Annotated in this window: 21 protein-coding genes; 15 read left to right on the top strand and 6 right to left on the bottom strand. The window is 36.3% G+C overall.

The window, feature by feature from the left end:
* The first annotated feature begins 3 nt into the window (after window positions 1-3).
* The 6 genes from AADJ06_RS04525 to AADJ06_RS04500 all read left to right on the top strand — a co-directional run bounded on the left by AADJ06_RS04525 (window position 4) and on the right by AADJ06_RS04500 (window position 5134).
* Entirely contained in the window at window positions 4-912 is a 909-nt protein-coding gene (locus AADJ06_RS04525; RefSeq protein ID WP_341225213.1) for a dihydrodipicolinate synthase family protein, read from the top strand.
* Window positions 909-2354: a sodium:solute symporter gene (locus tag AADJ06_RS04520; RefSeq protein WP_341225212.1), complete on the top strand. Its 1446-nt coding sequence runs from the start codon at window positions 909-911 to the stop codon at window positions 2352-2354. Before AADJ06_RS04525 ends, AADJ06_RS04520 begins: the two co-directional genes overlap by 4 nt.
* A 206-nt stretch (window positions 2355-2560) precedes the next feature.
* Window positions 2561-3079: a hypothetical protein gene (locus AADJ06_RS04515; protein ID WP_341225211.1), complete on the top strand. Its 519-nt coding sequence runs from the start codon at window positions 2561-2563 to the stop codon at window positions 3077-3079.
* 61 nt (window positions 3080-3140) lie between these two features.
* Window positions 3141-3803, top strand: coding sequence for a hypothetical protein (locus tag AADJ06_RS04510; RefSeq protein WP_341225210.1), 663 nt, complete (start codon window positions 3141-3143; stop codon window positions 3801-3803).
* A gap of 103 nt (window positions 3804-3906) precedes the next feature.
* Window positions 3907-4539 carry a LysE family translocator gene (locus AADJ06_RS04505; protein ID WP_341225209.1) on the top strand — a complete coding sequence of 211 codons (633 nt, stop codon included), beginning with the start codon at window positions 3907-3909 and terminating at the stop codon, window positions 4537-4539.
* 52 nt (window positions 4540-4591) lie between these two features.
* Complete coding sequence (locus AADJ06_RS04500) at window positions 4592-5134, top strand: pyridoxamine 5'-phosphate oxidase family protein (RefSeq protein ID WP_341225208.1); 543 nt, start codon at window positions 4592-4594, stop codon at window positions 5132-5134.
* Window position 5135: 1 nt separating this feature from the next.
* Here the strand turns inward: AADJ06_RS04500 and AADJ06_RS04495 are convergent, their stop codons facing one another.
* Complete coding sequence (locus AADJ06_RS04495) at window positions 5136-5822, bottom strand: hypothetical protein (RefSeq protein WP_341225207.1); 687 nt, start codon at window positions 5820-5822, stop codon at window positions 5136-5138.
* 217 nt (window positions 5823-6039) lie between these two features.
* Here AADJ06_RS04495 and AADJ06_RS04490 point away from each other — a divergent pair, with 217 nt between their 5' ends.
* Entirely contained in the window at window positions 6040-7020 is a 981-nt protein-coding gene (locus tag AADJ06_RS04490; protein ID WP_341225206.1) for an SO2930 family diheme c-type cytochrome, read from the top strand.
* Window positions 7021-7159: 139 nt separating this feature from the next.
* On the top strand, window positions 7160-7777 hold the full coding sequence (locus tag AADJ06_RS04485) for an inorganic pyrophosphatase (protein WP_341225205.1): 618 nt from the start codon (window positions 7160-7162) through the stop codon (window positions 7775-7777).
* Here AADJ06_RS04485 and AADJ06_RS04480 read toward each other — a convergent pair.
* Window positions 7774-8775 (bottom strand): acyl-CoA reductase, encoded by a 1002-nt coding sequence (locus AADJ06_RS04480; protein WP_341225204.1) that lies wholly within the window; start codon window positions 8773-8775, stop codon window positions 7774-7776. The genes AADJ06_RS04485 and AADJ06_RS04480 overlap by 4 nt on opposite strands.
* Before the next feature lie 108 nt (window positions 8776-8883).
* Between AADJ06_RS04480 and AADJ06_RS04475 the strand changes: the two genes are divergently transcribed.
* On the top strand, window positions 8884-9234 hold the full coding sequence (locus tag AADJ06_RS04475) for a 4Fe-4S dicluster domain-containing protein (protein ID WP_341225203.1): 351 nt from the start codon (window positions 8884-8886) through the stop codon (window positions 9232-9234).
* A gap of 614 nt (window positions 9235-9848) precedes the next feature.
* Window positions 9849-11099, top strand: coding sequence for a hypothetical protein (locus tag AADJ06_RS04470; RefSeq protein WP_341225202.1), 1251 nt, complete (start codon window positions 9849-9851; stop codon window positions 11097-11099).
* 28 nt (window positions 11100-11127) lie between these two features.
* Here AADJ06_RS04470 and mtaB read toward each other — a convergent pair whose 3' ends face one another.
* From mtaB to AADJ06_RS04455, 3 genes are all read right to left on the bottom strand, one after another.
* Window positions 11128-12471, bottom strand: a complete 1344-nt coding sequence (mtaB, locus tag AADJ06_RS04465) for a tRNA (N(6)-L-threonylcarbamoyladenosine(37)-C(2))-methylthiotransferase MtaB (protein ID WP_341225201.1) — start codon at window positions 12469-12471, stop codon at window positions 11128-11130.
* Between the two features lie 105 nt (window positions 12472-12576).
* A complete protein-coding gene (locus tag AADJ06_RS04460) occupies window positions 12577-13599 on the bottom strand; it encodes a glutamine synthetase beta-grasp domain-containing protein (RefSeq protein WP_341225200.1) in 1023 nt (340 codons plus the stop codon).
* A gap of 157 nt (window positions 13600-13756) precedes the next feature.
* Window positions 13757-15601 (bottom strand): sulfatase-like hydrolase/transferase, encoded by a 1845-nt coding sequence (locus tag AADJ06_RS04455; RefSeq protein ID WP_341225199.1) that lies wholly within the window; start codon window positions 15599-15601, stop codon window positions 13757-13759.
* A 52-nt stretch (window positions 15602-15653) separates the two neighbouring features.
* Here AADJ06_RS04455 and AADJ06_RS04450 point away from each other — a divergent pair, with 52 nt between their 5' ends.
* The 4 genes from AADJ06_RS04450 (at window position 15654) to AADJ06_RS04435 (ending at window position 18431) form a co-directional block, all read left to right on the top strand.
* The gene (locus tag AADJ06_RS04450) at window positions 15654-16193 is read left to right on the top strand and encodes a hypothetical protein (protein ID WP_341225198.1); all 540 of its coding nucleotides are present in this window, start codon (window positions 15654-15656) and stop codon (window positions 16191-16193) included.
* Complete coding sequence (locus AADJ06_RS04445) at window positions 16194-16883, top strand: 16S rRNA (uracil(1498)-N(3))-methyltransferase (protein WP_341225197.1); 690 nt, start codon at window positions 16194-16196, stop codon at window positions 16881-16883.
* A 5-nt stretch (window positions 16884-16888) separates the two neighbouring features.
* Window positions 16889-17548 carry a DUF4159 domain-containing protein gene (locus AADJ06_RS04440; protein WP_341225196.1) on the top strand — a complete coding sequence of 220 codons (660 nt, stop codon included), beginning with the start codon at window positions 16889-16891 and terminating at the stop codon, window positions 17546-17548.
* Between the two features lie 142 nt (window positions 17549-17690).
* Window positions 17691-18431, top strand: coding sequence for an acyl-CoA desaturase (locus tag AADJ06_RS04435; protein WP_341225195.1), 741 nt, complete (start codon window positions 17691-17693; stop codon window positions 18429-18431).
* A gap of 74 nt (window positions 18432-18505) precedes the next feature.
* Here the strand turns inward: AADJ06_RS04435 and AADJ06_RS04430 are convergent, their stop codons facing one another.
* A complete protein-coding gene (locus AADJ06_RS04430; protein ID WP_341225194.1) occupies window positions 18506-20341 on the bottom strand; it encodes a glycoside hydrolase family 15 protein in 1836 nt (611 codons plus the stop codon).
* Window positions 20342-20374: 33 nt separating this feature from the next.
* Between AADJ06_RS04430 and AADJ06_RS04425 the strand changes: the two genes are divergently transcribed.
* Window positions 20375-22576, top strand: coding sequence for a bifunctional alpha,alpha-trehalose-phosphate synthase (UDP-forming)/trehalose-phosphatase (locus tag AADJ06_RS04425; protein WP_341225193.1), 2202 nt, complete (start codon window positions 20375-20377; stop codon window positions 22574-22576).
* Window positions 22577-22583: the final 7 nt, after the last annotated feature.

Here is a 22583-nt window from a genome sequence, read left to right as displayed (position 1 = left end):
ATAATGCCAGAAAAAACGAATTTAGAACTCTCAGGCATTATTACGCCTCTTATTACGCCTTTAAGACCTGATTTTACGTTAGATGATGGAGCTTTAGCTAAGATTATAAATCATGCCATAGCTGGTGGCGTTAGCTCTATATTTCCTTTAGGAACCACTGGGGAGTTTGCCAGTTTCAGTTTAAACTTCCAATTGGACGTCATAAAGAAGGTTTGTGAGCAGGTTAATGGCAGAGTAGCTGTTTTAATAAGTATTACAGCTTCATGTGTAGAAGACACTTTAAAGCTGGCCGAAATGGCAGAAAAGTGTAATGCAGATGCGGTGGTGGCTACTTTACCTTTTTACTTTTCATTAAGTCAAGATGAGATTAGTAGTTATTTTACACAAATAGCTGATAACGTTAATTTGCCTCTTTACCTGTACAATATGCCAGGGAAAACAAAGATTAATATTGCACCTGAAACGGTCAATGTTTTGGCAAAGCACCCAAATATAATTGGTCTTAAAGATAGCTCTGGCGATATGGGTTATTTTGGAACAGTTAGCAAATTAGTGGAAGAACCAGGTTTTAGTTTATATGTAGGACCCGAAGAGGAACTTGCAGAAGCTTTAAAGTTAGGAGCTAAAGGCGGAGTAAACGGTGGTTCAAACCTCTTCCCAAAGTTTTATGTGGAGCTTTTTAATGCTTTTGAAAAAGGTGATTTAGCCCAAGTGGATGAATTGCAAACTAAGGTTAGAGCTTTTAGTGCAGCCGTGTATAATTTGACAGATAACCCTAACAACTATTTACAAGGTTTGAAGGCGGCAATGTCCATTAAAGGATTTTGTGAACCTACACTTGCTCCTCCTTTGAAGGCTTTAGGAAGTGCCGATATGGAACGATTGAGAATAGTTTTAAATGATTGGACATGAAAACAAACTCGATTGACCTTATAATTTTTGGTGTTTACTTACTCATGGTGCTGGCTTTTGGTCTTTCTTTTTATAGGAAAAAAAGAAGTTCAAAAGGATTTACCACAGGAGAGGGTAGGTTACCTACTTGGACTTTGGGCATGTCGGTTTTTGCCACCTATGTAAGTAGTATTAGTTTTTTAGCCTTACCAGGCAATGCTTTTTTGAAAGATTGGAATGGATTAGTATTCAGTTTGAGTATTCCTTTAGCGGCTTTTATAGCTGTCAAGCTATTTGTGCCGCTTTATAGAAAATTAGACAGTGAATCTGCTTATTTCTTCATGGAAGAGCGATTTGGAGCATGGGCTAGAATTTATGCGTCAGCTTGTTATTTATTGACACAGTTGGCCAGAATGGGTGCTATTTTATACCTTTTAGCGTTGCCAATGCATACGTTAATGGGCTGGAGTATTCCGACAATTATCATATTTACAGGAATTCTGGTGATGATTTATGCCACTTTAGGAGGAATAGAAGCGGTAGTGTGGACAGATGCAATTCAGGGAATAGTGCTTATAGCAGGTGCTATTATTTGTTTGGTTACTTTGATAATCGATATTCCTGGTGGTTTTGGTGGATTTGTGGAGCTTGCTTCCGAACAGAAAAAGTTTAGTCTCGGGGACTTGGGTATAAGTTTAACAGAATCATCTTTCTGGCTAATATTGATATATGGTTTCTTCATTAACCTACAGAATTTTGGAGCAGACCAGAGTTATATACAACGATATTTAGGAGCTAAAAATGATAAGGAGGCTGCAAAGTCTGTATGGATGGGCAGCCTACTGTATGTACCAGTTTCTATCATGTTTTTTATGATAGGAACGGCTCTTTGGGTGTATTATCAATCCTTTCCTGAACTTTTACCTACAGGAATGGCGGCAGATAAAGTGTTTCCACATTTTATAGTAAACCAACTTCCTGCAGGTTTGACAGGTTTATTAATAGCTGCTATATTTTCAGCAGGGATGAGTACGGTAAGTACCAGTATTAATAGTTCTGCCACAGTTTTACTTTCTGATTATTATAGAAAGTTTAGCAAAACCGAGGTTTCCGAAAAAGCATCTATAGGTTTTTTAAGGCTTTCATCTTTGGTGATGGGTTTACTAAGTATAGTGGTGGCTTTGGCCTTTAATGGCGTAACCAGTGCTTTAGATACTTGGTGGGCATTGGCATCTATTTTTAGTGGTGGCATTTTAGGTTTGTTCTTATTAGGACTTTTAATAAAGAATATCACGCCAAAATCTGCATTGATTGCGGTTAGCGTAGGTATTGTGTTTATACTCTTTACTAGTCTTACACCGTTTTTTGGAATAGCACCATTAATTCATTCAAATTGGGTGGTAGTTTTTGGAACGCTGTTAATTTTTGGTGTCGGATGGGGACTAAGTAAATTAAAAAGCTAGGAAGTAATATTATTTTTAGGAGGGTTTCTATCTTTTTGTAAAAGATTTGAAACCCTTTTTTTATTTAGTAGAAGGAATAATTCTGCTGCCCTGTGTTTAAGTGATATTATATTTTACAGATATTAATTATTTGATAGAATAGTTGTTGCAATGCATTTTCTTCGATATTTTTAATCGTTGGATATTACGAAAATGTCATTTTAATCATGGAAAACACATTCATTAAAAGCGAAATTTGGTCTTTGACCATTGCTGGTGTTTACCAGCGAGTGAAAATTTATAACGATGCACTGCTCACCGCAGATATTGACTTTTTTGAAAGTCAGTTGAAAAGTTATGTCTTGGCTTTGGAACATGAACATTATAGGAAAGAGGTCTCTTCCGAAAAACATCTAGAGAATATCGAACAATTGGCTTCATTCTTCAAGGAGTCGAGTGTTTTGAATGAAAACGTACCGCCTTTTGGTATTGCTCAAAAATTTCTAAATCTATACCTGAAATACGTATGGTGTTTAGGGGAAATTAAAGAACCGCCACATTTCCCTATTGATAGGTCAATTCAAAAAACCATGGGAATACCAGCAGAAAAAGTAATGGCTTGGACCGAAATTGATGATAAAGAAGCTTACATGGGCATAATAGACTTAGGTAAAAAGCTAAAAGGAGAAGTGAGTTTAGCCGATTTTGAACTAAGGCTTTTTAATGAGAAGCGATTAGTGGCTTAATAAACATTTAGGCCTATATTGTAATTATTATAGTCATTAAAATATAACGAAAAGAATTACCATGTTTGTAGGTCATTATGCCGCTGCCTTTGCTTTGAAAGGAAAAGTGAACGAGGCTTCGTTAGGGATGCTTTTTATAGCTACTCAGTTTGTAGATATCTTGTTTTTTCCGCTAACTCTTCTTGGGATAGAACGTTTAAATTTAGTAGAGAACTTTACCGCTGTCAATAACTTTGACCTAGCTTATATGCCTTATACGCATGGTTTGTTGGGTTCTTTATTTTGGTCAGTCTTGTTTTACGCCCTTTACTTTTTCTTTTTTGCTAAAAACAAGACCAACAAAAGAAGTATTGCTATGGTGATGGCCCTTGGGGTTTTGTCGCATTGGTTTGCAGACCTTTTGGTACATACACCAGATTTGCCACTTATTAATGGTGAACCAAAATTTGGATTTGGCTTATGGCAAAACAAAGGATTGACCTTTGCTTTAGAAGCTCTACTCCTAATTGCGAGTTTAATTTACTATCTCAAAAAAACTTCAGAAAAAGCTAAGATAGGGAAGTACTTGGCCATAGGTTTTGTTGGTTTTCTTTTACTTGTTAATTTTCTCAACTTCTATGTTTTGCCACAAGATGACAATCTCGTTTCTGTTGCCATCTCAGCTTTGTTGGCTTATTTTGTTTTGGCTGGTATCGCGTTTTGGGTGGGCTCTAAACGAACTTAATAGAGTATATAAAGCATTGTTTGAACATTTTCAAGGAATGGCAAAGTTGATTTGCTGCTCCAATTTTCATTGACTTATTTCAACGGTTTAAAAAGTAGAAAGTATGTTTGGAATAATAAACTTTGGAGCATTTGTCTTAAGTGGAATATTGGTTAATGTTGCCCCAGGAGCAGACACTATGTTTATACTAGGCAGAAGTATCTCTCAAGGGAAGAAGTCTGGTATTTTTTCAGCTTTAGGAATACTCGGTGGAGCTTTAATTCACTGTATAATGGCGGCATTTGGCTTGTCCATATTATTGGCAAAATCGGCCCTTGCATTTTCCATAGTGAAATACATAGGAGCAGCGTATCTTTTATTTTTGGGTTTAAAACTATTGTTTTCAAAAAAGTCAAAGTTGGACAGTCTAAGTTCAAATCCAAAATCAGAAAGCCTGCGTAAGGTGTTTTGGTCTGGTGTACTTACTGATTTATTGAACCCTAAGGTTGCTTTGTTTTTTCTTGCTTTTCTGCCCCAATTTATAAATCCAGCTTATGCCGAAAATGCCATTCCTTTTCTCATTCTCGGCTTTACTTTTCTTTTTACGGGCTCCATTTGGTGCATAGGCGTGGCCATTTTTGCAGCTAAACTTTCAGAGAAATTCAGACAAAATCCAAAAATTAAATTTTGGTTAGATAAGGTAACCGGAGGTTTATTTATTGGACTTGGTGCTAAGTTAGCTTTTAGCAAAAGCTAATTGGTTTGTCGGCTTGCATCAGCTAAATTTGTTTCCTCACATAAAAATAATCATGGCAAAGATTCATCCAGAAATATCTGAAGACCTTAAGAAATTTATAGAAGCTCAGCACATCTTTTTTGTGGGTACTGCCATGCAGGATGGAAAAGTAAATGTATCACCCAAAGGAGGTGATGCATTGAGGGTGATAGGCCCCAATAAAATAGTGTGGAGAAACCTAACTGGTAGCGGAAATGAAACTGCGGCACACATTAAGAAAGTAAATAGAATTACGCTAATGTGGTGTGCTTTTGAAGGGAAACCAATGATACTTCGCTGTTACGGCACAGCTAAAGCCTATCACGAAAGAGATGCTGAATGGGAAGAACTAAATGGTTTATTTCCGCCTAATAATGGAGCTAGACAAGTTTATGAAATAGATATAGAAACCGTCCAAACTTCTTGTGGGTTTTCGGTACCTTTTATGGACTTTAAGGAAGATAGAAATGTGCTGGATAAATGGGCAGAAAATAAAGGGCGAGATGGAATTAAGGATTATTGGCAAGAAAAAAATACCAAAAGTTTTGATGGAGCCGAAACCGGAATTTTAAAATAGGTCAGTCGTTAAAAATAAAGAAACCTAAACCTCCAGGATCTTTAATAATTATATTATCTACTTTTCCTGAATCATTGAAAACGGTTATTTCTTCGGTAATTGGAATATGAAGACGTCTTATTTTATTAATTATCTCGGTGTTTTGCTTTCCATTAAAAAAAGTCACTGAAGGGTTAAAAAATAAATGTGGGCAGCTGAATGGCTTCATGATACTGATTTTGAAATCATTATCATTTGAAAGACTTATCCAACTATTGTTTTCACCTTCATACGTTTTCTTAAAACCAATAATTCTAAATAGCTCTTCTGACCTAAGTAAGTCTGGACTTTCTAAGCTTATGCCGGCATTTTTTCCAAGTAGAGAAGGTGATATATGACCCATTTCTGGCTGTTCTGAGCGTTTTTCTATTAAATAAATCCACATTCCGGAAGGGCTCCCAAGCATGTAACCATTTTCAATCTCGTGCACTTTAAATTCGTTTCGTAAAAGCTTAACCTCTTTAGACCAGCTAGGTTTAAAGATTTTGAGACCGGCTCTAGCGAAATTATCAGGGTTTATTTCAATGATTATTTTGCCATCAGAGAGCAAGTCTAAACTCTTATCGGGAATTGTCTTAAAATCTAATTTACTGTAAAATTCGTGACTCAGTAATTTGTTCCCCGTTGGGGTTTGAAGCAAAGTTTTCATGGGTAAGTCTTTTATCGTAGTTTAGGGCAAATACGCTATTTTATTTAAAGATGTTCACTTTTAAAATGATTTTATTTTGCACCTTTCCTAGATAGTTTTAATCTTGTGTGCTGTGTTATAAATTGAATCAAAACAGATGAATATTCACCCTTTTAGTTTTTTATTTATACTGGTATTTGTTTTCTCTGGCAGCCAAAAGGTGCCTATTAAAGAGAAAATGAAACTTTCAGATTATGGCTTTTTTGAGGGTGAATTAAGCGATTTAAGTCCTACAGATGAAGTTCACCCGTATTCTTTAAAAACAGCATTATTTACAGACTATGCGGAGAAATTGCGTTTTGTAGTATTACCAAAAGGGGCAAAAATCAACTATAACGCTACGGAGGTTTTAGACTTTCCGGAAGGAACCACACTCATCAAAACATTTTATTACCCTAAAGATTTTACCAAACCTAAAAAGGGGCGAAGACTTTTAGAAACTAGGCTTTTGATAAGAAATGAAAAAGGATGGCGTGCACTGCCGTATGTATGGAATGAAGACCAAACAGAAGCCTATTTAGAGGTAGCAGGAGAAACCTTTGAAGTAAAATATGTAGACATTAATGGCAAAAAGAAAAAGCATCTTTACGGTGTGCCTAATCTAAATCAATGCAAGGGCTGCCATAATAGAGATGAAGTTTTAATGCCTATTGGCCCTAGTGCTAGACAGTTAAATTCGGAATTAGATATTCCTGCCTACTTAAGTTCAAATGCATTGAAAACTTATCAAAAAGAAAACCAACTAGATATGCTTATTGATAAGGGTATTTTAGACCATGTTCCTGAAAATCACGCTTTCCCTGAGATAGCAAATTGGCAAGACAATGATGCCCCTTTAGATGCTAGAGCACGAGCTTGGTTAGACATAAACTGTGCTCACTGTCATAGACCAGACGGTCCTGCAAATACCTCGGGTCTTAACCTTAGCATTCATAATACAGATGCTACTAGTCTTGGTATTTTAAAAGCTCCTGTGGCTACTGGAAGAGCCTCCGGCGATTTAGTGGCTGACATTACCCCAGGAAAGGCCGATGAGTCTATATTGGTTCGTCGTTTGGCGGCTACCGACCCAGGTGTAATGATGCCTGAGTTAGGCAGAAAAACAGTTCACCAAGAGTCTTTACAGTTAATTAAAGACTGGATTAATCAAATGGACTAATAAAAAAAGCCTTTGCTTAGCCATTTGAATGCTAGGGTGTTATAGTTTTCATGAAGGAGAATCTCAATTGCTAATTCCCAAATTTTGAGATTTGACTAAGGTATTTAATTATCTTTGCAGCCATAACATCATGAAAAAAATGAAACCTGTATATAAAGCCCATCCTTGGCATGGAATTTCCATAGGCGAAGATGCTCCTAATATTGTTACCACATTTATTGAGATTGTACCGTCTGATACTATCAAGTATGAGATAGACAAAGAAACCGGTTACTTGTCTATTGACAGACCGCAAAAGTACTCTAACATTGTACCTTCTTTGTATGGTTTTATACCTAGAACTTATTGTGGCGATAGAGTGGCTGATTTTGCAAGAAAGAATGGAGCTGAGAATGTTAAAGAAGGAGACGGCGACCCGCTTGACATTTGTGTACTTTCTTCTCACCATATTCCTCATGGCGATATTTTACTTCAGGCAAGACCTATTGGTGGCCTTTGTTTAGTAGATAAAGGAGAGGCTGATGATAAGATTATTGCTGTATTAGTAGGGGACCATATTTATGGAGAATATCAAGATTTACAAGATATGCCAAAAGATGTAGTAGAGCGTCTTAAGCATTACTTTTTAACATATAAAAACCTCCCTGACGAGCCTAAACACTGTGAAATAGCTCACGATTATGGTGTAGACGAGGCCAAAGAGGTTATTAAATTAGCTATGAAAGACTATAGAGATATAATTTTCAATCCGATTTAAAGATTATTTAAAAAATCGATGGTGTTAACATTGTCGGCAAATTCATCCAAAACCGGAGATTGACTTTTCCCAAATGGAGTATAGTTTTTGCCGACAATGCACTGAATTTTCTCTTGATGAGCGTGTAACTTTGCTTCTAAAGCATTCTCATCCTCATATTCCTCGTAAAAAACCACACTTATTGGACTAACCATATTCTCGCTTTGGGTTACCAAAAGAAAACCATTATCGTAATGATGATTTCTGTTTACTAAGTAAATAGATTTATTATAATCATAATTATTACTGTATTTATGATGAATATGTATGGTGTTCCAATATTCAATAGATTCAAAAAAAGTGTCGAATTTATAGCCTTTCGGCACAAATAATTTAGAGACGTTTCTGCAGCCTAAGCCAAAAAACTGAAAAATGTCATAACCTAAATTACGAAGTTCTTCGCGGGTTTCTGTTCCAGTCAAAACAGCTACAGAGCTCCTGTTTTTTCTGATTATGTTTGGTTTCTTGCCAAAATAGTATTCAAAATATCGTGATGAATTATCACTTCCGGTAGCAATAAATGCATCCGCAGCATTCAGCCTGTCGGCTATTTCTATTTGTGAACTAATTTCAGGGTCAATCTCAATTAGTTTTGAAATGATTTTCTGCATTAGAACACTATCAGAACTACTTAACTTTACCAAAGCAATGTTCCCAGTAAGTAGAATGCAGAGCAAATCATGAAAGCCTACCAATGGGATATTTCCTGCGGCTATGACTCCAATTTTTTTAGGATTTTGTTTTTCATTTTTAATGGGTTTACAAAAGGCTACTAAAGCTTCCTTTTGTAAAAATTCCTGACCAATGTTTTTCAATGCAAGCAGGACGTTGTCTTCCGTAAACCATCCGTTCTCGCCCTTGCAGAGAGACGCCCAATATTTTAAATCTTCTTTAGAACTCTCCGCGTTTAGGAATTCACCCAATTTGGAAAATAGTACTATTCTATTCTCTAATGTCATTTTTTATATGCAGTAATGCCTTTTTTTATAATCGCTGTAAAATTACTAAGCTCTTGAAACTTTGTAGTCTTATATTTGTTCTTTATTTGAAATAACAACAGAACTGCTATGGCAATTATTATAACAGACGAATGCATAAACTGTGGAGCTTGCGAGCCTGAATGCCCTAATACTGCAATTTATGAAGGAGGAATAGAATGGACTTGGGCTGGTGGAACTGCTTTGGAAGAAGTAGATTTTGGTGATGGCACCGTAATAGATGCCAAAGATGATCAAGAGCCAGTTTCAGACGAATTTTACTATATAGTTTCAGATAAGTGTACTGAGTGTATGGGATTCCATGAGGAACCTCAGTGTGCTGCGGTATGCCCAGTGGATTGCTGTGTGCCAGATCCAGATAGAGTAGAAGATGAAGAAACACTATATGCTAAGAAAGCGTGGTTACATGCAGAAGTTTAAGCATTAGATTTAATAAGATTTGAAACCTCACCATTTTGGTGAGGTTTTTTTTTGTTCTTTTTTAAGCGGTATCGTTTGGAAAATAACCTGTTCATGTTTACCTAAATTCTGTATTTTTGCCTAAAAACCAAATATAAATCTTTTTATGTGATTTTGAATTAATTTAATTATTAGGTAGTAAAGTATTAATAAATGATGATAATTTACTCTTTAGTAGCATAAGTAAGTCGTTTTTTTTAAGTAAGCCCATGCTGTACTTATATTTGTAATATTATTTAACAAAAGAGTCACACGATATAAAATACTGGTTAATGTAAATTGTATAAAATAAAATTAGGTAAATGAGGATAGTGTGTCAAAAACACAATTTATTGTGGTTTTGTTGTACTCCGAAAGCAAACTACTCGCCCTTGGTGAGTAGTTTCTTATTAAATGGCTATTGAGAATTTGCTCGTTTCCTAAGTACTTTTTTGTTTCATTGGCTTACTTTCCAATTTTATTCTTTTAAAGAATATATTCTTTAGACTTAAGAGGCTCTTTTTAAGGCTTGGTCTATCTATAAATTGTAGTCTCATTTAAAAGGCTTAGCTTGATATTCATAAATAAACCCTAGAATGAATATAAAAATCTATCAAATAGCTTTAACGCTTCTTTTTCCAATAGTTTCAATTGCTCAAACTGGTCAGTTTGAAACAGCAACGGATGTAGGACAGCCGAAAATGAAAGGCTCTTCTTCCTATGATGCAGCTTCACAAGTATATACTTTAAAAGGAGGCGGAAGTAATATCTGGTTTAACCATGACGAATTTCATTTTCTTTTTAAAGAGGTAGAAGGAGATTTTATAGCTACCGCCAATTTTGAATTGGTAGGAAATGAAGATGGAAATGATCACCGAAAAACGGGTTGGATGCTGAGAGAAAATACAGACCATGATGCTAAAAGTGTAAATACTTGTATTCATGGTGATGGATTAGTAGTGATGCAATGGCGACTTATGCGTGGAGCCTATATGAGAGACCCAGAAGAAGAAGTCTTTTTTCCGAAGCAGTATTTTGGAGAGAGCATTATTCAGTTTGAGAGAAAGGGCGATTATTTGACCATGCGTATGGCACATCCTGGTGAACCTTTAGAAGAAGTAGGCTCGGCTTATTTTCCAGAATTAAACAAAGAACTCCTTTTGGGGCTCTATTCTTTAGCTCATGACCCAGATGATATTCAAGAAGTTAAAGTTTGGAATGTAAGAATCTCAACACCAATAGAGCCAGACTGGCATCCAAACAGACTGATTAAAACAATTTCTCATGATGGCGTAAGCTATGGTAGTAGGGTGGAGAGGCTGAATGTGACTACGGGTGAGCGTAAGGTTCTTCTTGAAACGAATGAATATGTTACATCCGCAGCATTTGCTGGAAATAACCATGTGATTTTCCAGAAAGGTGGTAAATCATTCAATATTCCTGTGGATGGAGGAAAGATTAATGAAATAAGAACAGCTACACCAGCTGATATGAAACAATCAGATGGCGTTTATACATATTATAGTAGGGGGACAAACAGCACCAATCAAATTTGGCGGAAAAAAGGAGATGAAGAAATGCAAATGACCCACGACTTAGAGCATGCTTGGAATCCGTATTTGTCTCCGGATGGTAAATACTTAGCTTACTTAGCCATGTCAAACATGTCAAATCCAAGTAAATTAGGGTCTTATCAAAAAGCATCTATTAAAGTAATGCCCACAGATGGAGGTGCCCCTAAAACAGTAGCATATATTTTTGGCGGGAAAGGAAGTTTTGAAAAATATGCTTGGAGTACTGACGGCAAGTCTTTAGTTTTTGTAACTTATTCAGATAGAATAGATTAAAAGAATAGATAAGGATTATGTGAGGCAATTAATGCTTCTCAAAAACCAATTCATTCTCAGATACTTCTACATAGCCTTTATCACTAAAACCAGTTAAGGTAACTTCTTTGGTTTCATTAATTAGCATTGGGTCATATTTGGCCGTAACTCTTACATAGTTCTCTGTCCAGCCGTGCATTTGACCTTCTTCAACGTCATCTTCAAATAGAACAGACTTAGGCTTGCCTATTTGACTTTCATAAAAAGCTCTTTTCTTCTTCTCTGAAAGTATATGGAGCATTTTAGAGCGTTTTGACTTATCCTTCTTGCTTACCTTAGGGTGAATATCAACGGCCTCCGTATTTGCCCTTTCCGAGTAAGAGAAAACGTGCAAGTAACTCACGTCTAACTCGTTTAAATAATTATATGTTTCTAAGAACTTTTCTTCTGTTTCACCAGGATGACCTACTATCACATCCACACCAATACAGCAGTCTGGCATTAGAGACTTTATTTCTTTAACTCGGTCTATGTATAGCTCTTTCTTATAGCGTCGTTTCATGAGCCTTAAAACTTCAGGGCTACCAGATTGAAGCGGAATGTGAAAATGAGGGACAAATCGTTTAGATTTGGCTACAAATTCTATGGCCTCGTTACTAAGTAGGTTTGGCTCAATACTAGATATACGGAAACGTTCAATGCCTTCTACATTATCCAAGGCTTTTATTAAATCTAAAAAGGTCTCTTCTCTAAGGCCATTTCTTAGACCAAAGTCACCAATATTCACGCCGGTTAAAACAATCTCCTTGACTTCATTAGCGGCAATCTCCTCAGCTGCCTTTACTATGTTAGCTACGGTGTCAGAACGGCTCTTTCCTCGTGCTAGTGGTATGGTACAGTAGGTGCAAGGGTAGTCACAACCGTCTTGCACTTTTAAAAAAGTACGGGTACGGTCATTTAAAGAATAGGAGGTATGGTAATCTAGGTCGTGCTCATCAATTTCGGAGGCGAAAACTTTGCCAGCGGCTATTGCATTTGAATCGGAAGGTTCCTTTACAAAATCTCCAAGAAGATCTAGCAGCCTAAATTTCTCGGCAGCACCCAAAACAGCATCTACACCAGGTATTTCAGAAATCTCTATTGGTTTCAGTTGTGCATAGCATCCAATTATCGCGACATAACCATCAGGGTTAATGGCGTTAGCCTCACGCACTATTTTCCTACATTTCTTATCGGCATTGTCTGTAACAGAACAAGTATTGATAATAAATATATCTGGCTTCTCTGAGAAGTCAACTTTGGCGTAGCCTTTATCCTCAAACATTCTACCGATAGTAGAGGTCTCAGAGTAATTTAACTTACAGCCTAATGTATAAAATGCTACTTTCTTCATTTCTTTCACAAAGGTAAGAAGTTAATTTTTACGCTTTTGGTTTCCTACAAACAAAAAAACCTCTCAGAACTAGTCTGAGAGGTTTTGTATATCTGTTTGAGCTAATTAAACCTTAGCACTTTTTACCGTTTTGATAATTCTACCAGCAATCTTGTAAGGATCTCCGTTAGAAGCAGGTCTTCTATCTTCTAACCAACCTTTCCATCCTTTTTCAACTGCAATTAGAGGGATACGAATAGATGCTCCTCTATCAGAAATTCCCCAAGAGAAATCTGTGATGGCTGCAGTTTCGTGAAGTCCAGTTAAACGTTGGTCGTTAAACTCACCGTAAACTGCAATATGCTCTTTTACAACTGGTCTGAAAGCTTCACAGATAGCTGCATAAACATCTTTATCACCACAAGTTCTTAGGATAGTGTTAGAGAAGTTAGCATGCATACCTGAACCATTCCAGTCCATATCTTTTCCTAATGGTTTTGGGTGATACTCAATATAGTAGCCATATTGCTCAGTTAATCTGTCTAGGAGATATCTCGCTATCCAAAGTTCGTCACCTGCTAGTTTAGCACCTTTTGCAAACAATTGAAATTCCCATTGTCCACTAGCCACTTCTTGGTTAATACCTTCAAAGTTAAGACCAGCTTCAATACAAAGATCAGCATGTCTTTCTACTAAATCTCTTCCGTGCGTGTTTTTACCACCTACAGAACAGTAGTACATTCCTTGAGGAGCAGGATATCCTCCAATAGGGAAACCTAAAGGAAGCTGAGTAGCAGTATCCATGATGAAATACTCTTGCTCAAATCCGAACCAGAAATCATTATCATCATCATCAATTGTTGATCTACCGTTAGACACGTGAGGTGTTCCATCAGCATTCATAACCTCTGTCATTACCAAATATCCGTTAATGCGGTCTGGATCTGGATAAATTGCAACAGGAACCAATAAACAGTCAGATGAGCCACCTTCAGCTTGACGCGTTGAAGAACCATCAAAAGACCAGTTTCCTATTTCTTCTAAGGTGCCTTTAAAATTTTCGTGTTCTTCTACTTTAGTTTTACTTCTTAAGTTTTGAGTAGGGAAGTAACCGTCTAGCCAAATGTACTCTAATTTAATTTTTGCCATGATTGTGATTAATTGTTGTAAATGATATGAATCATAAAATATTAGAACAAATATATATGAATAGTCGATAGATTATATATCCAAAACTGTTTTTTTGTAGTTTAATATTCTAAAAAATTAAAATAATACAATAAAGTATAGGTATGTTCTAAATGACCTATTTGTCTATATAGTCTTGAAAGGTTTTTTGTTGCATAGCTTTGGCGTTTCTCCTATCGTTATCATTAATATCACCCTCTTTAGAGATGATTTTCCGTCCTATATTATCAAATAGGATTTCTTTTTCTTTTTGCATAAATCCAAATCCGTCGGAAAAACTAAAGTAGGCCCATTGAGGTTTATTCTGCTTTAAAAGCACATTTTTACTCCAGACATAATAATTTGATGGTAGATTTAAATTGTCCAACAGAAGTTTAGGTAGGTCTATTTGGGATGTGATTTCATCAATATTTTTTGGTTTTAAAATGGCACCACCCGTCCAGAGCATTGGTGTTCTAAAATTGTCAGATTTTTTAGCTGTCATTGGCAATCGATGTCCATGGTCGCCTATGACTATAACTACAGTTTCATTCCACCATGATTGTGTTTTGGCAGAATCTATGAATCGTCCAAATTCCTGATCAGTATAATAGAGAGAGTTTAGGTATAAACTTTCTTCATCATCACCTACAAATAATGCAGAATCTAAAGGAACATCAAATGGCTCATGACTGCTTAGTGTAAGCAGCGTTTCAAAAAACGGGTCCTTTTTAGGGTAACTGTGGTCTTTAAGGTATTTATCAAATATCACATTATCATGTACACCCCATTTCGTGACATATAGGTCTTCTGGAAAATCATTTAAATCTACAATTTTCTCAAAATCACCGGTATACAGGTAGCTTTTCATGTTAGCAAACTCCGTTTCTCCACCATAATAGAAGGCGGTTCTATAGCCTTCTTTCTGGAAATCTTTTGTAAGAATAGGTAGTCTTGCGGTTTTCTTGGGCTCCTTGATAATGGATTTGGTTGGCTGTGCCGGATAGCCACTTAACACCGCTACTATGCCTTTGTCTGTTCTATCTCCAGAAGCGTATACATTTGAAAAATAGACACCTTCTTTTTTTAGTCTATTGAAATTAGGTGTTATTTCTTGGCCTTCCCTTGCTTCATCCACCACTTTTTCGGTAAAACTTTCCCAAATGATTAATAGTACATTTGGCTTCTTTAATTTTGGATTAATGAGTTGCTCAAAAGGCCCATTCGCTGGATATAGCTGCTCCATGGCTTGCGATATCTCTTCTTTAGGTAGATAAGTGTATGGGTTTACTTTCAAGTTTCGTTTATTGACAATGGAACTGAGAAAGTTCCAAGAGGCGTTTACAGCCGATATATTTGCAAAATTATTTTCAGAAAAATAAACGGTACTCTGATTCATCGGAGCTATGCCAAAACCACCTCTGATAGGAATAATCAGGGCGAATGCCATAAAAATAGCAATGGGCATAAAAGGCCATTTTTTAATACTTTTCCAGGTGTTAATTTTCTTACCAATGATTCTGTAGACAAAGAAGCTAGCTACTATTATTAATAATATGTAGCTTAAGAATAACCTTACTACGGGAGATGATTTTACCGAAGCCCAGGCCTCATTAGGCGTGCTTAAATACTGTAAAGGCGTAGCATCTAGCCTATAATCCCATACATTATATACTTCTAGGTCAATAACGATGATCAGTGTTACTACAAAAACCAAAATTAGAGTATATCCATAAAGTCCTCTTTCGAAGATGCTTTTCTTAATCCAATTAGAGAATGCAACCCAAAAGAACGGGAAAATACTAAAATAGCCCGCCATGGACATATCCATTCGGATACCATTCCAGAAGATTCCAAAGAGCGTTTCTAAAGTTAATAGTTTGGTTTCATTAATATGATAACCTAGGAAAATGAGTCTGGCTGTAAGAAAAAACGCTACCCAAAATCCAAAATATATAAACAAAAACTGTATTCTTTCTTTCATTCAAGAGTAAATTGTGATCTTTGAGCAAATATAGAAATAAACTTATAGGTTGATGAATCCAGGATATGATGCAGGCGAAATAGCCCAATTAAAAAAAGAGTGTGAAGAAGAAGGCCAAAACTATGTTTTGGTTTTAGATGAGCAAGAACTTTCTGATAGCGGCGAATACTTTCAGTTTCAGTTTATTGGTAAAACCGAAGATGGAAAAGAGGTGATTTATGACGCCGCCATTTTTACTTTAGAGCTTCATTATAACAGCATGATTCTAGACGAGGCTGAAAAAAGAGTAGGAGCCATTCATAAAGATTTTGTACCAATAGAGCAGCGTGGAGATGATTACGTAATTAATCCTAAGGCTGATGAGCTTATTGAGGAATTCATCATGGAAATGGAAGATGATGAAGAAATGAAGGTAAGTGAGTTTTTGAATATTGACAAAGACTTCGAATTTGGAATTGGACTAGAGGTGGCTATCAATGTGGAAGAAATTTTCCCTGAGGTTATAGAAGACTTTATAAAAGAATTTAATGCAGGTACTTTTGAACTTGACAAAGACCGCTATAGTTTTAAGCAGGATATAGCAGGGGAGTAAATGCAACTTTTTTACAAAGCTAATTTTGAAGACGATACTGTTTTGGATGAAATAGATTCAAAGCACTGTATACGGGTTTTAAGAAAGAAGGTAGGTGATGAGATAATGGTGACAGATGGGATAGGAAACATGTTCACTTGTCAAGTAACTGAGGCTAATCAAAAGAAAACCAAACTCCATATTTTAGCTACTCAAAGAGATTTTGAAAGACCGAAAAGGCGTATCAAAGTGGTGATAGCTCCTACTAAGAACATTGACCGGATGGAGTATTTTGTAGAGAAAGCTGTGGAAATAGGCATCTCTGAAATATCTTTTATTCTGACCAAAAACTCCGAACGCAAGCATTTGAAATTAGATAGACTAAATCGAATTGCCGTTTCTGCCATGAAACAGTCATTGAAAGCATACCTTCCTCATTTAACTGATTTAGTCACTTTAAAGGAATATTTAGGGAAAGTAGAGACAAAAGAGCAGAAATTTGTGGCTCATTTGAATGAAAATTCAACGGACCTTACTACTAAAACTATTGGAGAGAGCGTTTGTATAATGGTAGGACCTGAGGGAGATTTTGCCCCCCCGGAAATAGAAATGGCAGAGGCCGCTGGTTTTAAAATGGTAAGCATGGGGCATTCGAGGCTGAGGACAGAGACGGCAGGACTCGTGGCTGTTACTTTATTAAATATGATTTGAAAAGAATGAAGAAGATAGTATTTGTAATGTTTTGCATGTTAGGCTTTGCTGAAGTTTCGGCTCAGTCGCCTACTTTAAAAATAGCAAGACTGAAGTATGGTGGCGGCGGTGATTGGTATTCTAATAAAACCTCGCTTCCTAATCTTATTTCTTATTGCAATACCAATTTGAAGATGAATATTTTCAGTGAAGAGGATATTGTAGATGCCAGCAATTCTGAGATTTTTCAATATCCTTTTGTACACATGACTGGGCATGGAAATGTGATATTTTCAGATGCAGAGGCGGATAATTTACGTAAATACCTAATTTCTGGAGGTTTTCTTCATGTTGATGATAATTACGGCTTAAGCAAATACATAAGAAGAGAAATGTTGAAAGTTTTTCCTGGGTCTGAGTTTGTTGAGATACCTTTTAGCCATCCTATATATCACCAGAAATATAAGTTTCCTAATGGTCTGCCTAAAGTACATGAACATGATAATAAAGCCCCACAAGGTTTTGGATTGTTCCATGAAGGTAGGCTGGTATGTTTCTTTACTTATGAGTCAGATTTAGGAAATGGCTGGGAAGACCAATCTGTTTATGGTGATCCTGAATCAGTAAGAGTTTCTGCCCTTCAAATGGGTGCAAACATCGTTTCTTTCGCTTTTACCACTTATTAAGTTTTGTATTTTCTTAATGCCCTTCTTGGTATTATTTTAAGATATTTAGCCATTTACTTTAATTATGAATGTTTCCATTGAACTTTTGAGGTAAACGGGCGTTCTTGCAGTAGAAATAGTATTATTATTTAAAAATCGTTTAATGGTTGCAGCCCTTTCATTCTTTATTGGACATTGGTATTTGTCCCTTTTTAGTCAGACTTTCTTTTTACACAGATATTCCGCTCATAAAATGTTCACCATGAACAAATTTTGGGAGAAATTCTTCTATATTTTCACTTATATAACGCAGGGTTCTTCTTATTTGAATCCACGTGCATATGCCGTAATGCACAGAATGCACCACGCGTTTTCGGATACAGATAAGGACCCACACTCTCCACATCACACCAAAAATCTATTTACCATGATGTGGAAAACCAAAGACCTTTACACGGGCTTGGTTGACTATAAAATTAAAATTGAAGACCGTTTTGATAGAAATTTTCCGCAGTGGAAAAGCTTAGATAAATTTGGAGAGTCTTGGTTTTCAAGAGCTCTTTGGGGAATCGGATATATTGCTTTTTATGTAATTGGTTTCCTGTATTTTGATGTTCATTGGGGTTTCTTTTTCCTTTTGCCAATTCACTTTTTGATGGGGCCTATTCATGGTGCTATCGTAAACTGGAGTGGTCATAAATACGGTTATCAAAACTTTGATAATAAAGACGAGTCAAAAAATAGTCTTCTTTTTGACTTTTTAATGATGGGAGAGTTGTTTCAAAATAATCATCACAAACACCCTATGTCTATCAATTTTGCAAAGAAGTGGTTTGAACTAGACCCTACATATCCTGTAATAAAGATGTTGACTTGGATGAAAATCATTAAGCCAAAGAAGTAAGTTTTGGCTTTGAAATCTATTAAACTAAAAAATCCGCTTAGGGCGGATTTTTTAGTTTAATAGAATAGGGATTTCTATATGGTGTTTAAAGAATCATCCGTTTCCGTTTCTTGATTTAATGCAGACATAACTTGGTCTTCTTCACTTTGGCCTGAGAAATTGACCGCCGTTTCTATTAATGCTAAATGAGAATATGCCTGCGGAAAATTGCCCAAAAGCCTTTTGGTTTTAAAGTCAATATCTTCGCTAAATAACCCTAAATGATTGCTATAGGTAAGGATTTGATCAAAAAGCCTTTTAGCTTCTTTCTTCTTACCTATTTTAAAAAGGCTATTTATAAACCAAAAAGAACAGATGGTAAAAGAAGAAGATGGTGTACCAAAATCATCTTTATTTATGTAGCGGTACATTAATCCATCTTGGCAAAGTTCTTTTTCTGTGGCCAATACCGTACTGACATAACGAGGGTCTTTAGCATCTATAAAACCATAACTTTCCATCAATAGGGTAGATGCATCCAAATCTGAAGAATGGTAAGATTGGGCATAGGCTTGTTTCTCTTCATTCCAAGCATTCTTTTTAATATCTTGTTCTATCTCCGCTCTTAACTCCTTCCATTTCTTTAGCTTGTCTGTTCTATGAAGTAGCTCCGCTATTTTCACACCTCTATCTATGGCTACCCAACAAAGTAATTTTGAGAATGTAAAATGCCTTTCTTCAGTTCTAAATTCCCAAATGCCTTTATCTGCATTTTTCCAGTTCTTTTTAACAATGTCAATGGTAGATTTAGTAATAGTCCAAAGCTCTTCACTATAAAAAAGGGTGTTTTGAAACCTGAGGTACTGTTGATATAAAACATCCATTAAAATACCATAAATATCATGTTGGGTTTGATGATATGCGGCGTTCCCTATTCTTACGGGTTTACTACCTTCATAGCCGTCTAGATGCTCCAGAATTTCTTCGGTTAATTTTTTCTGGCCATCTATGCCATACATGATTTGCATTTTCTCGTCTTTCTTAGGAACAATTTTGACAATAAATTCTAAGAAATTTTTGGCAATTCGCTCATGTCCAAGACCTGAAACTACTTTTATAACCATACTGGCATCTCTTATCCAGCAGAATCTATAATCCCAGTTTCTAACTTCACCAATAGTTTCGGGTAAAGAAGTGGTGGCAGCAGCCAAAACGGCACCACTACGCTCATACGTTAGCATTTTTAATGTCAATGCTGATCGCAGAATTTCGTCGTTATAGAGGTCATAAGTGGTAGTATTTTCAGCCCAATTTAACCAATACACCCTTGTTCGCTGCATTTTAAGGTATTGACGTTCAACATTTTGATGAAGAAGTTTTTCGAAATAACTAAAAAGGAAATATTGATTATCCTCCAAGGTAAGTTCATTGCCCTCTAATATGTCACTGTGTGAAAACGAAGAATAAAGGTAAACGGAATCATAGTTTCCAGTAGTGGTTTTTGTTTTGATATATTCGCCTTTATCCTGCGTGCTTTGGTCTTCTTTTGCGTAGCCTAGTTTTGGGTTATAGTTGACCGAAAACTTAGGTTTTCCTTTTAAAAGTTTAATATACCTTACTATTTCTGCCGGATATTGTAAAATGTCTTTATCGGTTTTGTACCTCGGCATGAAGTCTATGAATTCAAATGCATCTTCGCCATTATTAAATTCTGTGACTAAAATATTCGTTTTATATATGTATTTTTGAGATGTAACGTATGAGGAATCTACTATTACTTCAAAAGCCCCTCCTTTGTTTTTGTCTAATAATTTGGCAAACATGGAAGGGGAGTCAAATTTTGGTAAACAACACCAGTCAATGCTTCCACTTTTACTTATCAAAGCGGCACTTTGACAATTACCAATCATTCCGTAGTCTAAATTTCTCATTAATGCTTTTTTATAAATACTTTAAATGTTCCCATGAGTAAAACCATCATTGTCTCAAACAGACTCCCACTTTCTTTAAACATTAATCAAAACGAGGTAGAAGCAACTCCAAGTGTTGGGGGGCTTGCCACTGGTCTGAAATCTGTTCATGCCGAAGGAAACGGAATCTGGATTGGATGGAGCGGACTCACAGTAGAAGAGACTAACCCTTCTTTAGCTCCTAAAGTAGAAAAAGCCCTGCATAATCAAAAGTGCAGATCGGTTTCTTTGTCAGAAAAAGAGGTAGATGGTTTCTATTACGGTTTTAGCAACCGTACTCTATGGCCATTGTTCCATTATTTCACGGAATATTCCGAATTTAATAATGAGGATTGGGAAACCTACAAAAGAGTTAATCAGAAATTCGCTGATTTAGTTATTGAAAATATTGAGGACGAAGACCGCGTTTGGGTGCATGACTACCAATTACTTTTGGTACCTCAAATGATAAAAGAGAAGAAACCAAATGTCAAAATTGGCTTCTTTTTGCACATACCTTTTCCTTCATACGAGGTGTTTAGAACTTTACCATGGCGTGAAGAAATACTACAAGGAATGATGGGATCTGATTTAATCGGATTCCATACTTATGATTATGAGAGGCATTTTCTGAGTTCAGTACAGCGACTGCTTATTTGTGACCTTGATTTTAATAATATATTATATGATACGAGAAATGTAAAAGTAGACTCATTCCCTATGGGGATTGACTTTACTAAGTTTCATAATGCGGCCATTGAGCATTCAAAGTCAAAAACTAAATCAGAAGTTCAGGAAAGCATTGATAAACATAAATTAATTAAGGGAGATACGCAGTTTATTCTGAGTATTGATAGGCTTGATTATACCAAGGGGATAGCTCAAAGAATATTGGCTTTTGAGCATTTTTTAGAGAAATTTCCTGAGTATCTGGGCAAAGTGAGATTGGTTATGCTAGCGGTACCTAGCAGGTCAAACGTACCGCAATATCAGGATTTGAAAAACGAGATTGACCAATTGGTGGGCCGGGTGAATGGTAAATTTTCAGAGGTGAATTGGACTCCGATTTGGTATTTTTATAGGTCTATGCCTTTTGAAAACCTTATTGATTTGTACTGTAGTTGCAAAATTGCGTTGCTTACGCCGGTAAGAGATGGAATGAACTTGGTGGCTAAAGAATACATAGCCAGCAGAGTAGATAATACTGGTGTGCTTATTTTAAGTGAAATGGCAGGAGCTGCCAAAGAGCTTAACGAAGCTCTGATTATTAATCCAAATAATCTTGACCAAATTGCAGATGCTATCAAAACGGCCTTGGAAATGCCAGAAAAGGACCAGATAAAGGGCAATATTATCATGAAAGATCGTGTACAGCGATACAATGTGGAACGTTGGGCTAATGAGTTCTTGGTAAGCCTAGAAGACGTTCTTTCTGTCAAACCTGAAACTGCAGCAATGCCTGTGAAAGGCAATGTAGAAGAAAGTATAGTTAATGAGTTCCGAAATGCCGAGTCTAGGCTGTTATTTCTTGATTATGATGGTACGCTAGCTGCATTTAAAAACAGACCAGAGGACGCTTACCCAACTAAGGAGCTTTATGAAATATTAGACCAGCTTCAAGCTAATCCAAAAAATAATTTGGTCCTCATAACAGGAAGAGATAGAGAAACTTTTGATGGCTGGTTTGGCAGTAAGCCTTACACGCTTATTACAGAACATGGCCTTTGGCAAAAGAATGGGGTAGGTTCAGAATGGATTCAATTAGAGCAGGTGAATAACAGATGGTTCTCCGTTATTTTTCCTATTCTTGAACGTTTTACAGATAGAACGCCAGGTTCGCAGATTGAGATAAAAAATTACTCCATAGCGTGGCATTACAGAAGGGTAGACCCCGTTTTAGGCGAAGCCAGAGCCAATGAATTGAAGAATACTATTCAGCCATTAATAGGAAACCACAGCCTTGAAATAATGGAAGGAGATAAAGTGATGGAGGTGAAAGTAAGTGGAGTAAATAAAGGAAAAGCAGCGACCAAGTTTTTGGCCAATATTGAGCCTGACTACATAATATCTATGGGTGACGACTGGACCGATGAATTTATGTTCCAAGACTTACCAGATACCAGCACCACCATTAAAGTAGGTAATAAAAAGACCGTAGCCAGATTCAGAATTAATAACACTAAATCAGTTTATGAGCTTCTGAGAAAGTTTATATAAAAGAAAT

Origin of the sequence: uncultured Arcticibacterium sp., assembly GCF_964021845.1 — a bacterium.
Classification (GTDB): Bacteria; Bacteroidota; Bacteroidia; order Cytophagales; family Spirosomataceae; genus Arcticibacterium.
The sequence above is the reverse complement of the archived record's forward strand: the minus strand, read 5'-3'. Positions and strand labels throughout refer to the sequence as shown.